Annotated in this window: 11 protein-coding genes; 8 read left to right on the plus strand and 3 right to left on the minus strand. The window is 72.5% G+C overall.

The genetic code is table 11. The features are described from left to right. Positions 1-107: 107 nt before the first annotated feature. The 7 genes from OOJ91_RS19755 to OOJ91_RS19785 are packed head-to-tail and all read left to right on the plus strand — an operon-like array spanning position 108 to position 9287. Entirely contained in the window at positions 108-743 is a 636-nt protein-coding gene (locus tag OOJ91_RS19755; RefSeq protein WP_266246992.1) for a TetR/AcrR family transcriptional regulator, read from the plus strand. A gap of 38 nt (positions 744-781) precedes the next feature. Next, entirely contained in the window at positions 782-1579 is a 798-nt protein-coding gene (locus OOJ91_RS19760; RefSeq protein ID WP_266246993.1) for a TIGR03084 family metal-binding protein, read from the plus strand. Beyond that, the gene (locus OOJ91_RS19765; protein WP_266246995.1) at positions 1576-3240 is read left to right on the plus strand and encodes an acyclic terpene utilization AtuA family protein; all 1665 of its coding nucleotides are present in this window, start codon (positions 1576-1578) and stop codon (positions 3238-3240) included. Before OOJ91_RS19760 ends, OOJ91_RS19765 begins: the two co-directional genes overlap by 4 nt. After that, positions 3237-4433: an acyl-CoA dehydrogenase family protein gene (locus OOJ91_RS19770; RefSeq protein WP_266246996.1), complete on the plus strand. Its 1197-nt coding sequence runs from the start codon at positions 3237-3239 to the stop codon at positions 4431-4433. The genes OOJ91_RS19765 and OOJ91_RS19770 overlap by 4 nt, the downstream gene beginning before the upstream one ends. After that, on the plus strand, positions 4430-6031 hold the full coding sequence (locus OOJ91_RS19775; RefSeq protein ID WP_266246997.1) for an acyl-CoA carboxylase subunit beta: 1602 nt from the start codon (positions 4430-4432) through the stop codon (positions 6029-6031). Before OOJ91_RS19770 ends, OOJ91_RS19775 begins: the two co-directional genes overlap by 4 nt. A gap of 11 nt (positions 6032-6042) precedes the next feature. After that, positions 6043-8127, plus strand: a complete 2085-nt coding sequence (locus OOJ91_RS19780) for an ATP-binding protein (protein ID WP_266246998.1) — start codon at positions 6043-6045, stop codon at positions 8125-8127. Beyond that, positions 8124-9287, plus strand: coding sequence for an acyl-CoA dehydrogenase family protein (locus tag OOJ91_RS19785; protein ID WP_266247000.1), 1164 nt, complete (start codon positions 8124-8126; stop codon positions 9285-9287). Before OOJ91_RS19780 ends, OOJ91_RS19785 begins: the two co-directional genes overlap by 4 nt. Positions 9288-9402: 115 nt before the next feature. On the opposite strand, the gene OOJ91_RS19790 is transcribed toward OOJ91_RS19785, so the two are convergent. Continuing rightward, positions 9403-9813: a PadR family transcriptional regulator gene (locus tag OOJ91_RS19790; protein ID WP_266247001.1), complete on the minus strand. Its 411-nt coding sequence runs from the start codon at positions 9811-9813 to the stop codon at positions 9403-9405. Between the two features lie 71 nt (positions 9814-9884). Between OOJ91_RS19790 and OOJ91_RS19795 the strand changes: the two genes are divergently transcribed. Next, complete coding sequence (locus tag OOJ91_RS19795) at positions 9885-10577, plus strand: hypothetical protein (protein ID WP_266247002.1); 693 nt, start codon at positions 9885-9887, stop codon at positions 10575-10577. A gap of 22 nt (positions 10578-10599) precedes the next feature. Here the strand turns inward: OOJ91_RS19795 and OOJ91_RS19800 are convergent, their stop codons facing one another. Both OOJ91_RS19800 and OOJ91_RS19805 read right to left on the minus strand, forming a co-directional pair. Continuing rightward, positions 10600-11754: a hypothetical protein gene (locus OOJ91_RS19800; protein ID WP_266247003.1), complete on the minus strand. Its 1155-nt coding sequence runs from the start codon at positions 11752-11754 to the stop codon at positions 10600-10602. Next, positions 11751-12692, minus strand: a complete 942-nt coding sequence (locus OOJ91_RS19805) for a transporter substrate-binding domain-containing protein (RefSeq protein WP_266247004.1) — start codon at positions 12690-12692, stop codon at positions 11751-11753. Before OOJ91_RS19805 ends, OOJ91_RS19800 begins: the two co-directional genes overlap by 4 nt. Positions 12693-12823 lie beyond the last annotated feature (131 nt).

The raw sequence follows: 12823 nt of genomic DNA on the forward strand, positions 1-12823 counted from the left end.
ACGGGCGACGACAGGCGACGAACGGTGACTACAGGCGATCAACGGCGACGACATCCCTAGAAAAAGTCAGTCTTGACTGTTTGTTTCGGAGGCCGCAGGCTGTTGCCGTGTCCGCCGCATCGACGTCCCCAGCAGCGACGTCAAGCGCAGCGACGCGTGTGCCTCAGCAGGAGCGCAGCCGCGCCACCAAGGCCCGCCTGCTGGAGGCGACCGTCGACTGCCTCATCGAGCACGGCTGGTCCGGCACCACCACGACTGTCGTGGCGGCGCGAGCCGGTGTCTCACGGGGCGCGCAGTTGCACCACTACCCGACCAAGGCCGCGCTGGTCACGGCCGCCGTCGCCCATCTGGCCGAGCGTCGGGCCAATGAGCTGCGCACCGAGGCCGAGGCGTTGCCGGCGGGCCCGCAGCGGCTGGATCGGGTGATCGACCTGCTCGGGGTGGCGTTCACCGGGCCGCTCTTCGTCGCCGCGCTCGAACTGTGGGTGGCCGCCCGCACCGACCCGGAGCTCCGCGGCGCACTGGTCCCGCTGGAGGCGACCGTCGGCCGCGAGATGCACCGGCTCACCGTCGCCCTGCTCGGTGTCGACGAGCGTCGTCCCGGCGTCCGCGAGGCGGTGCAGGCCACCCTCGACCTGCTGCGCGGGCTCGGGGTGGCCAATCTGCTCAGCGACGACTCGACCCGCCGTGCCGCCCTGCTCGACACCTGGAAACGCCAGCTCGCCACCCTCCTCACGCCCTGACCCCGGCCGCACCGGCCCCAGCACCGACCGGAGGCACCATGGTCGACCTCAGTGACCTGCTCGCCGATCTGGCCGACGAGTCCGCCGGCCTGGACGCGTTGGTGGCGCCGCTGCCGGCGAAGGACTGGGCCCGACCGACACCGGCGGCGGGCTGGAGCATCGGGCACCAGATCGCTCACCTCGCCTGGACCGACCACGTGGCGCTGTTGGCCGCCACCGACGCCGAGGCCTTCTACGCGACCGTGACGGCCGCGCCGGACCCGACACGGATGGTCGACACCGGCGCCGAGGCGTTCCTCGCACCGCCGGTCGACCTGCTCGCCCGCTGGCGGGCCGGACGGGCGGCGCTCAACGACGCGCTCGTCGCGGTCCCGGCCGGCGAGAAGTTGCCCTGGTACGGCACGCGGATGTCGGCCACCTCGATGGCGACCGCCCGGATCATGGAGACCTGGGCGCACGGTGAGGACGTGGCCGAGGCCCTCGGTGTCGTCCGCCCCGCCACCGACCGCCTCCGGCACGTGGCGCACCTCGGTGTGCGTACTCTCGGAAATGGTTTCGCCGCCCACGGCCGGCCGGCACCGGCGGCGCCGGTCCGGGTCGAGCTGACCGGACCTGGCGGGGAGACGTGGGCCTGGGGTCCGGCGGACGCCGCCGACCGCCTGACCGGTCCCCTTCTGGACTTCTGCCTGCTCGTCACCCGCCGCCGGCACCGCGCGGACCTCGCCCTGCTGGCCACCGGCCCCGTCGCCGACGAGTGGCTCGACGTGGCGCAGGCGTTCGCCGGGCCGCCGGGCACCGGGCGCGAACCGGCCGGCCGAGGCGGAGTTCAGGCGTGATCCGCGTCGGCAACGCCTCCGGCTTCTACGGCGACCGGTTCACCGCCTGGCGCGAGATGCTCGACGGCGGCGAGCTGGACGTGCTGACCGGTGACTACCTGGCCGAGTTGACCATGCTGATCCTCGGTCGGGACCGGCTGCGCGACCCCGACGTCGGTTACGCGAAGACGTTCCTGCGCCAGCTGGAGACGTGCCTGGGCACGGCCCTCGACCGGGGGGTGCGGATCGTGACCAACGCCGGCGGGTTGAACCCGGCCGGCCTGGCCGCCGCCATCGAGGCGCTCGCCGGCCGTCTTGGCCTGTCGGCACGGGTGGGGTACGTCGAGGGCGACGCGATCCAGCGGCCCGACGCGCTCACCGCGAACGCCTACCTGGGCGCGTTCGGGATCGCCGCCTGTCTCGACGCCGGGGCCGACGTGGTGGTCACCGGCCGGGTGACCGACGCGTCGCTTGTGGTCGGCCCGGCCATCGCCCGGTACGGGTGGGGTCGCGACGACCTCGACGAGCTGGCCGGGGCGACAGTCGCCGGGCACCTCCTGGAGTGCGGCGCGCAGGTGACCGGCGGCAACTTCAGCTTCTTCACGGAACTGCCCGACGGCGGGCACCGCCCCGGCTTCCCGATCGCCGAGGTGCACGCCGACGGCTCGTCAGTGGTCACCAAGCATCCGGGCACCGGCGGCGCGGTCACCGTGGAGACCGTCACCGCCCAACTGCTCTACGAGATCGGCGGGCCGGCGTACCTGGGGCCGGACGTGGTCACCCGGCTCGACTCGGTGACGTTGCGCCCCGACGGGCCGGACCGGGTCCGGGTCTCCGGCGTCCGGGGCACCCGGCCGCCGGCGACGCTGAAGGTGGGAGTCAACAACCTCGGCGGCTTCCGGAACTCGATGACGTTCGTCCTCTGTGGGCTGGACATCGAGGCGAAGGCGGCACTGGTGCGCGGGCAGGTCGAGGAGGCGGTGGGCAAGGACGGACTGGCGTTCACGCTGGCCCGTACCGACCACCCGGACGCCGCCGACACCGAGGTGGCCAGCGCCCTGCTGCACGTACACCTGCGCGACGGCGACAGGGCGCGGGCCGGGCGGGCCTTCTCGGCCGCCGCGGTGGAGTTGGCGCTCGCGTCCTACCCGGGCTGCACGCTTACCACCCTGCCCGGCGACGCGACACCGTACGGGGTCTTCACCGCCGACACAGTGGCGCAGGACGCGGTGGCGCACGTCGCGGTGCTGCCAGGTGGCGAGCGGGTGCCCATCGCTCCGCCGGTCCGCACCGCCCCCGCCGTGCCGGACGAGACTGCCCCGGGCGGCGACGCGGCTGTCGACGGCCCGACCCGGCGCGGCCCGCTCGGCGAACTGGTCGGCGCGCGCTCGGGCGACAAGGGCGGGGACGCCAACCTCGGTGTCTGGGCGCGGTCGGAGGCCGGGTACGCGTGGCTGCGTGCCTGGTTGACAGTCGCGCGGCTGGCCGAGCTGCTGCCGGAGACGGCGTCGCTCTCGGTGCGGCGCTACGAGCTGCCGAACCTGCGCGCGGTCAACTTCGTGATCGAGGGCCTGCTCGGGGCGGGGGTCGCCGCGTCCACCCGGTTCGACCCGCAGGCCAAGGCCCTCGGCGAGCTGCTGCGCGCCCGGATCGTCGACCTCCCCGCCGAGGTGGCACCGTGAGCATCGTCGACACCCCCGAACGGCGTCAGCTGCGCGAGTTGACCCGGTCCTTCGTGACCCGGGAGGTGCTGCCGCACCTCGACGACTGGGAGCGGGCCGGTGAGGTTCCCCGGGCTCTGCACGCGACCGCCGCGAAGCTCGGCCTGCTCGGCATCGGCTTTCCCGAGTCGGTCGGTGGCAGCGGCGGCGACCTGCTCGACTCGATCATCGTGACCGAGGAGCTGATCCGCTCCGGCGGCTCGTCCGGCCTGGTCGCGGCCCTGTTCACGCACGGCATCGCGTTGCCGCACATGGTCGCCGCGGCCGGCGCCCGCACCGGCGGGTCACTGGGCGGCCGGCTTCGCGGCGCTCCGCCGCCCGCCGACGACGGCCTCATCGAGAGGTACGTGCGGCCCACCCTCGCGGGCACGATGATCGGCGCGCTGGCGATCACCGAGCCGGACGGCGGCTCCGACGTGGCAGGCATCCGCACCACAGCCCTGCGCGACGGCGACCACTACGTGGTGAACGGGGCGAAGACGTACATCACCAGCGGGCACCGGGCCGACTTCGTGACCACTGCGGTGTGCACCGACTTCCCCGGCAGCGGTGAGCTGACCCTGCTCGTCATCGACAAGGGGACGCCCGGGTTCACTGTGGGGCGCCGGCTGGAGAAGCTGGGCTGGCACTGCTCGGACACCGCCGAGCTGTCCTTCGCGGACGTGCGCGTGCCGGTCGCCAACCGGATCGGCGCGGAGAACACCGGCTTCCTGGCGATCATGCAGCACTTCGCCGCCGAGCGACTGTCACTGGCGACCCAGGCGTACGCGACCGCGCAGCGCTGCGTCGAGCTGGCGGTGCGCTGGTGCCGGGACCGGGAGACCTTCGGGCGTCCGCTGGCCAGCCGGCAGTTGGTCCGGCACCGGCTGGCCGAGATGCACACCCGCGCCGAGGCGGCCCGGTCGTACGTGCACGAGGTCGCCGTCCGGGTGGCCGCCGGCGAGCCGGTGGTGACCGAGGTGGCGATGGCGAAGAACGTCGCGGTGGCCGCCTGCGACCAGGTCGTCGACCAGGCGTTGCAACTGCACGGTGGCTTCGGCTACCTGCGTGACGCCGAGGTGGAGCGGCACTACCGCGATGCCCGGATCCTCGGCATCGGCGGCGGCACCACCGAGATCATGAACGAGATCATCGCGAAGGGCATGGGCCTGTGAGCACGCTGGACAGTGCGGTCGACCCGGCGGCACCGGGGTACGTGGCGAACCGGGCCGCGCTGCGGGAGCGGCTGACCGAGCTGGACGCAGCGCTGGACCAGGCTCGGGCGGGCGGCGGCGAGAAGTACGTGTCCCGGCACCACAAGCGCGGCAAGCTGCTCCCCCGGGAGCGGATCGAGCTGCTGGTGGACGCGGACAGCCCGTTCCTGGAGTTGTCGCCTGTCGCCGCGTACGGCACCGATTTCCCGGTCGGGGCCAGCGTGGTCACCGGCATCGGCGTGGTCGAGGGCGTGGAGTGCCTGATCGTCGCCAACGACCCGACGGTACGTGGCGGCGCGGTCAACCCGTGGTCCCTCGCCAAGACCCGGCGGGCCGGCGAGATCGCCCTGGCCAACCGGCTGCCGATGGTCAACCTGGTCGAGTCGGCCGGCGCGGACCTGCCCACCCAGGCGGAGATCTTCATCCCGGGTGGGCGGGTGTTCCGCGACCTGACCCGGCTCTCGGCGGCGGGCATTCCCACTGTCAGCGTGGTCTTCGGCAACGCAACGGCCGGCGGCGCGTACGTGCCGGGGATGTCCGACCACGTGATCATGATCCGGGACCGGTCACAGGTCTACCTGGCCGGGCCGCCCCTTGTGAAGATGGCGACCGGAGAGGTCACCGACGACGAGTCGCTGGGCGGCGCGGCAATGCACGCCGGCACGTCCGGGCTCGCCGACTACCTGGCCGTGGACGAGCGGGACGGCATCCGGCTGGCCCGGCAGTGCGTACGCCGGTTGAACTGGCGCAAGCAGGGTCCGTCGCCGCGCACGGCGGTGCCGCAGCCGCCGAAGTACGACCCGGAGGAGCTGCTCGGCATCGTCAGCGCCGATCTGAAGGTGCCGTTCGACCCGCGCGAGGTGCTGGCCCGGATCCTGGACGGCAGCGACTTCGACGAGTTCAAGCCGGCGTACGGGGACGCGCTTGTCACCGGCTGGGGTGAGCTGCACGGGTACCCGGTGGGGGTGCTGGCGAACGCCCGGGGCGTGCTGTTCAGCGCGGAGGCGCAGAAGGCGGCCCAGTTCATCCAGCTCGCGAACGCGTCCGACACCCCGCTGATCTTCCTGCAGAACACCACCGGCTACATGGTCGGCACCGAGTACGAGCAGCGCGGCATCATCAAGCACGGCGCCCTGATGATCAACGCGGTGTCCAACTCGACGGTGCCGCACCTGACGGTGAACCTGGGCGCCTCGTACGGGGCCGGCAACTACGGCATGTGCGGCCGGGCTTACGAGCCGAGGTTCCTGTTCACCTGGCCGAACGCCAAGTCGGCGGTGATGGGCCCGGCGCAGCTCGCCGGGGTGCTGTCGATCGTGGCCCGGCAGGCGGCCGCCGCCCGGGGGCGTGACTACGACGAGGAGTCCGACGCGGCGATGCGGATGATGGTCGAGCAGCAGATCGAGTCGCAGTCGGGCGCGCTCGTCCTCTCCGGCCGGCTCTACGACGACGGGGTGATCGACCCGCGGGACACCCGTACCGTCCTCGGGCTCTGCCTCTCGGCGATCCACAACGGACCGGTGCGGGGCGCCGAAGGCTTCGGCGTCTTCCGGATGTAGAGGGGCCACTCATGATCAACAGACTGCTCGTGGCCAACCGGGGCGAGATCGCCCGCCGGGTCTTCGCCACCTGCCGCGCGATGGGCGTGCAGACCGTCGCCGTGCACTCCGACGCGGACGCCGACGCGCCGTTCGTGGCCGAGGCCGACCAGGCGGTGCGGTTGCCAGGTGACACGCCTGCCGAGACGTACCTGCGGGTCGAGAGGATCCTGGACGCGGCCCGCCGCAGCGGGGCGGACGCCGTCCACCCGGGTTACGGCTTCCTCGCCGAGAACGCCGAGTTCGCGGCGGCGGTGACCGACGCCGGGCTGACCTGGGTCGGGCCACCGGCCAAGGTGATCGCCGCGATGGGCGACAAGCTCGCGGCGAAGGCTCTGCTCGCCGAGGCGGGCGTGCCGATGCTGCCGAGTTGGACCGACACCGACGACGTCAGGGAATTCCCGGTGCTGGTGAAGGCGTCCGCCGGTGGCGGCGGACGGGGCATGCGGGTCGTCCGGGACGCCGCCGGGCTCTCCGAGGCCGTCGCCTCCGCGCGCCGCGAGGCGGCTGCCGCGTTCGGCGACGGCACTGTCTTCATCGAGCGGTACGTCGAGCGCGGCCGGCACGTCGAGGTGCAGATCTTCGGCGACACCCACGGGACGGTGGCTGCTCTCGGCGAGCGGGACTGCTCGATCCAGCGGCGGCACCAGAAGATCGTCGAGGAGACACCGGCGGTCATCGATCCGGAGCTGCGAGCCCGCCTGCACGAGGCGGCGGTGGCGGCCGGCCGTGCCGTCGACTACGTCGGCGCGGGCACTGTGGAGTTCCTGCTCGCGCCGACCGGGGAGTTCTTCTTCCTGGAGATGAACACCCGTCTCCAGGTCGAGCACCCGGTCACCGAGGCGGTCACCGGGCTGGACCTGGTCCGGTGGCAACTGCTCGTCGCCGAGGGGGAGCCGCTGCCGCTGGGGGCCACCCCGCCGGTGGACGGCCACGCGATCGAGGTTCGCCTCTGCGCCGAGGACCCGGCCCAGGGTTTCCGCCCGGCCACCGGCGCCCTGCACCGGTTCGCCATCCCAGGCGCGGCGGGCAGATTCGCGCCCACGAAGGGGCTGCGGCTCGACTCCGGCGTGGTGGACGGCTCGACTGTCGGGGTGCACTACGACTCGATGCTTGCCAAGGTGGTCGCCTGGGCGCCGACCCGCGCCGAGGCCGCGCGGGCCCTCGCCGGCGCGTTGGCCCGCGCCGAGATCCACGGCGTCACCACCAACCGGGACCTGCTGGTCCGGGTGCTGCGCAGCCCGGAGTTCGGTGCGGTACGGATCGACACCGGTTTCCTCGAGCGGCATCCGGAGGTGATCGCGCCCCTGCTTCCCGCCGACCGGCTCCCGCGTGCCGCCCTCGCGGCGGCGCTCGCCTCGGCCGCCGCGCGTCGCGCCGACGCCCGGGTGCTGGCCGGGCTGCCGTCGGGGTGGCGCAACGTGCCGGCCGTCGCGCAGGTCAGCCGCTTCAGCGGCCCGGGCGGCGAGATCGAGGTCCGCTACCGACTGGACCGCACGGGTGGGCTCGCCGAGTGGTCGGTCGACCGCAGCACCGCCGGCCCCGAGGCCGCAGACCGCAGCACCGCCGACCCTGGCAACGCCGACCCTGGCAACGCCGACCCTGAGAACGAGCGGTCGGCTGTCGCGCTCGTTGACGCCGCCCCGGCCCGGGTGGTGCTCGACGTCGACGGGGTACGGCAGGCGTTTCGTGTACATCGGGCGGGGTCGGAGATCTTCGTGGACGGCCCGGACGGGGCGGCGAGCCTCGTCGAGCTGCCGCGTCTCCCGCTGCCCACCGCGGCGGTGGCGGCCGGGTCGCTGCTCGCGCCGCTGCCCGGCGCGGTGACCCGGGTGCACGTCCAGGTCGGCAAGCGGGTCACGGCCGGCGATCCGCTGCTCACGCTTGAAGCGATGAAGCTGGAACATCAGGTGCTGGCCCCGACCGACGGCGTGGTCACCGAGCTGCCGGTGCCGGCCGGTGGCCAGGTGCGGACGGGCGCGGTGCTGGCCGTCATCGACGGCGCCCCCGCAGCCGGCGACCTGACGCCGTCGAACCCCGAGGAGGACCCCCGATGACCTTCGACCTCACCCCCGAGCAGGACCAGTTGCGCGACGCCGTGCGGGCGCTCGGCCGCCGGTACGGCCACGGCTACTTCGTCGAGAAGGCGAAGGCCGGTGAGCACACCACCGAGCTGTGGGCGGAGGCGGGAAGGCTCGGCTATCTGGGGGTGAACATCCCCATCGAGTACGGCGGCGGGGGCGGCGGCATCACCGAGCTGGCCATCGTCTGCGAGGAGCTGGCGGCGGCGGGGTGCCCGCTGCTGCTGCTTGTGGTCTCCCCCGCCATCGCGGCGACCGTGCTCGCCCGGCACGGCACCGAGGAGCAGCGCAAACGGCACCTGCCCGGTCTCGCGGACGGCTCGGCGAAGATCGTCTTCGCGATCACCGAGCCGGAGGCCGGTTCGAACTTCCACAGGCTCGGCACGGTGGCCCGCCGCGACGGCGACGACTGGCTGCTGAACGGCCGCAAGTGCTACATCTCCGGGGTCGACGAGGCCGGTCACGTGCTGGTGGTGGCCCGTACCGAAGACTCGTCCTCCGGAAAGCTCAAGCCGGCGCTGTTCCTGGTGCCGACCGACGCGGCCGGGCTGACCCGGTCCAAGCTGGACATGGAGATCGTGTCTCCGGAGAACCAGTTCCTGCTCTACCTGGACGACGTGCGGGTGCCCGCCGACGCGCTGCTCGGCGAGTCGCTGGACGCCGGGCTGCCGGCGCTCTTCGCCGGGCTCAACCCGGAGCGCATCACGGTGGCAGCGATGGGCGCCGGCACCGGCCGGTACGCCATCGAGCGGGCCAGCGAGTACACCGCCACCCGCAAGGTGTGGGGTGGCCGCAGCATCGGTTCGCACCAGGGCGTGTCCCATCCGCTGGCACACGCGGCGGTGCAGGTGGAGCTGGCCCGCCTCATGATCCAGAAGGCGGCCACCCTGTACGACGCCGGCCGTGACCTGGAGGCCGGGGTGGCCGGCAACATGGCCAAGTACGCGGCCGGGGAGGCCGCCGCGCTCGCCGTGGACACCGCCGTGCAGGCCCTCGGCGGGGCGGGCATGACCACCGAGTACGGGGTGGCGACCCTGCTCGGCGCGGTCCGGGCCGGCCGGATCGCCCCGGTCAGCCGGGAGATGATCCTCAACTTCGTCGCCCAACACGTCCTCGGCCAGGACAAGTCCTACTGACCCGGCCTGTTCCGGGGGGTGATCGACTCGGTTTCTGTGATCCTCGGGCGTCTGAGGCTCATCGATGCCCCGACATCAAGAAGACCGAGTCGACCACCCGCGGTCCGCGCCCTGGCTACGCCGGCGTCCGGACGCTCGCGGTGGTGCAGGATCGCCACGGCCACCGCGAAGAGCAACACGGGCGCCAGCACCAACGTCGACCACTGCGCCCAGGTGAGCGCGCCGAGCACACAGTCGTGACTGGACCGTTCGAGGTACGTCCCGGTGGTTCCGAGACCCACCCGCGTGAGCAGCAGCGTGACGCCCACCGGGACGACGAGCGCGAGCAGGCGCAGTCGCGCTCAACGTCGATGAGGCCCTCGGTACGCAGCCGGTCCAGCGCCGCGTAGAGGGTCCCGGCGCGCAGGTCGACGCGTCCGTCGGAGATCCGGCGGACCTCGTCGAGGACGGCACATCCGTGCCGTGGGGCCTCGACGAGCGCGGTGAGGATCAGATAGGTCGATTCGTGCAGGGAAGCCTTCGCCATTGCCACAGCGCACACAGTTGGGCTGTATATGCGTGCCACCGTCCGAGCGCCTCGTCGGAAATACTGAGCGGGTGCGCAACGACGTCGAGCTGGATCCGCTTGTGGACGCGCTCTACTCAGCCTTCGCCCACCACCCGATGCCCGGCGACATGGAGGCCTGCCCGCACTGCGTGGAGCCGGCGGACCTGGCCCGCTTCGTCCATACCCCGCTGCGGAAGCTGACCACCGACCAACTCGATGACTACCTGGGCAACCGGGGCACCTGGGGAGACGGGACCGAGGTGCCGCACCTGCTGCCCCGGCTGCTCGAGGCGGCCGCCGGTGGCGAGCTCTCGTACCTGCCGCCGGAGGCCGTCACCGGGCGGATGCGGGACCAGTGGCACGGCTGGCCGGCCGCCGAGCGGGAGGCCGTCGAGCGGTTCCTCCTCGGCTGGTGGCAGCGGATCCTCGCGGAGTTCCCGTCCACCACCTCGGCCTGGAGCCTGCTGGAGGCGGTCGCCGGGCTGGAGATCGACCTCGGGCCGTACCTGGCCCAGTTCGCGGCCATTCCGGGCGAGCACACCGCCCGACACCTGGCGACGGTCGTCCAGAACTGGCCATACCTGGGTCCCCTGCCCGACGGGGCCCAGGAGTCGATGCGGCTCTGGCTGGCCGGCGCGACGCCCACCGACGTGCTGTGGACCGCCGCCATCAACTCGACCAACCCGGAGGTCGCCGACGAGTTGGCCGACGCCGCCGACGCGACGGCACGCCGAGCGCACTGATCGGACCGATCACCTCGCGGGATCAGTGGGGAATTCGGCAGGCGGCGTCGATGCGGTGTACGGGTCGGACGCGGCGACCCATCCCCTCCAGCAGCGAGTCCTCGATGTGGAAGTCGTGGATCCGCAGCCGGTGCCGGGGCAACTCCTCCTCGCTCGGGCAGAGCACCTGGGCGCGGACGAGGTCGACGGGCACGTACCGGACCCCACCCCGCTCCTGCAGGATCACCATGTTGACGTCGTCGGTGGTCACCACGTGCCCTCGGACGTCCTCGGTCGGGCCGTTCTCGGCGCCCACAGTGGTGACGGTGAGCGGGAGCACTGGGGTGCTGATCACCGGCAGCGCGGCCCAGACCAGCATGGCCAGCACCGCCACCTGGGTCAGCGACGCCAGCGGTCGGATCACCACGTCGGGCAGCGGCCCGGCGATGAAGAGCGCCAGCACCGGAGGCACCACGAGGAGTGCCAGGACCAGAAGCTCGCCCTGCGCACCCGCGTCGCGCAGGGTCGGCAGCAGCAGCCAGCCGTACCCGGCGAGCAGCGCGGCGATCGCCAACAACCGGGGGAGGACCCACTCGTGCAGCCGGTCCGGACGGAGCTGGAACGCGGCAGCGAACGCCGGCAGCAGTAGCGGCAGGTAGAGCAGCGGCCAGGTGAGCAGGGCGAGCAGGAAGCTCGCCGCCACGACCCAGGCCGGGGTGAGGTCCGCCCAACGGGCGAACAGCGGGCGGCGGAGAGTGCCCGGCGGCAACCGGTCCACGCTCACGGCCAGCACCGCGCCGAGCGCGAAGACGGCGACCAGCCCGGTGGAGAGCAGCCGGGCCGCGGTGGTCAGGAACCCGGCGAGCAGGTTGACCGGGCCGACATTGGCGACCAGCAGCAGCGTGGTCTGGAGTTCCCCGCCCGCCTCCACGCCGAGTCGCAGCACCGAGAAGATCGCCGGTACGCCCACGACCGCAGTCCAGAACGACTGGCTGGCCCGCGCCCGCCGCTCGGCCGGATCCCAGCGCACCGGCATCCGCTCGACGTCGGCGACCGGCTCGGCGGGTTCGGCGCGCGGCACCCCGGTCGGCCACCCGGCGGCGTCCACCTCGACGTGGTCGGTCGGCACGGACGCCCGGGGCGGCGGGACCGCGCCGTCGGCGCTCGCGTCACCGGTGGCGGTCGGCGCCGCGCTCACCTCCGGGGCGCCTTGTCGTCGAAGTCGACAAGCTTCGGCACCTCCAGGGGCTGGGGCTGGTTCTTCTCGACGCGCAGCCACGGGCCCAGGGTCCGGTTGTACGCCGTGAGCCACGGGCTGGCCTGCCCGTCGCGGCCCTGCTGGTAGCTCTTCTGCAGGAAGTAGGCGACCAGGTCACGCAGTGCCGGATCGCCGATCGGCACGCCGATCCCCAACAGCTCGCTCGTGCCGAAGGGCAGGTCGACGATCTCGAACTCCTTGGGGTACGTGGCCAGGAAGCCCGCGAGGATCGTCTCGTCCGAGCTGACGGCGTCGTACCGGCCGGCCCGGATGCCTGTCACGCAGTCCCAGACGTCCTTCACCACAAGCGCCTTGACCTGGCGCTTCTCCAGCTCACCCTCGGTGGTGGAGCCGCCTGTGGTGCAGACCTTGTAGGCCGGGTCGCGCAGGTCCTCGATCGTGCGGATCTTGTCCTTGAGCCGGACCGGCACCAGCACCTCCTGGGTGGTGACGAAGTACGGGCCGGCGAAGCTGACAAGCTTCTTGCGCTCCTCAGTCATCGAGAAGCTGGACACCACCAGGTCCACAGTGCCGCCCTGCAGGTACGGGATCCGGTCCTCGGTGGCCGCCGACACGAACTCCAACTGCTGCTCGCCCTCGTAGCCGAGGGAAGCGGCGATGTACCGACCGATCTCGACGTCGAAGCCGACGTGCTCGCCGTTGCGGAGGTCACCCATCAACGGCTCGTTGGTGGCGACGCCGATGCGCAGCTTCGACTGCCCGTAGATGTGCGACTCGCGCATCTTCTCCTGCACCGACTGCAGGTCCGGCTCCTTCCGACTGTCACAGCCTGCGGCGGCGGCCAGGGTGAGGGTGAGCGCGACCGCAAGCGTCGTCGCGACCGAGCGGAGCCGGGACTGGGAACTACGTACGTTCATGGGCAACCTCGCTGACGGAGCAGCCTGCGGAACACCGAGAGTAGCGAGTTCGGTCCACTGTGTGTGCGCGCCCACCGGTCAGCTGGGCTGGTCAGTTCGATCAACGCCGATCGGCGTGGCGGATCGCCTCT

The organism is Micromonospora lupini (assembly GCF_026342015.1).
GTDB lineage: Bacteria > Actinomycetota > Actinomycetes > Mycobacteriales > Micromonosporaceae > Micromonospora > Micromonospora lupini_B.

Excerpts from the sequence above, each read along its gene's own strand:
- OOJ91_RS19785 (WP_266247000.1), top strand. The coding sequence starts at position 8,124 with ATGACCTTCGACCTCACCCCCGAGCAGGACCAGTTGCGCGACGCCGTG.
- OOJ91_RS19780 (WP_266246998.1), top strand. The coding sequence starts at position 6,043 with ATGATCAACAGACTGCTCGTGGCCAACCGGGGCGAGATCGCCCGCCGG.
- OOJ91_RS19760 (WP_266246993.1), top strand. The coding sequence starts at position 782 with ATGGTCGACCTCAGTGACCTGCTCGCCGATCTGGCCGACGAGTCCGCC.
- OOJ91_RS19790 (WP_266247001.1), bottom strand. The coding sequence starts at position 9,813 with ATGGCGAAGGCTTCCCTGCACGAATCGACCTATCTGATCCTCACCGCG.
- OOJ91_RS19805 (WP_266247004.1), bottom strand. The coding sequence starts at position 12,692 with ATGAACGTACGTAGTTCCCAGTCCCGGCTCCGCTCGGTCGCGACGACG.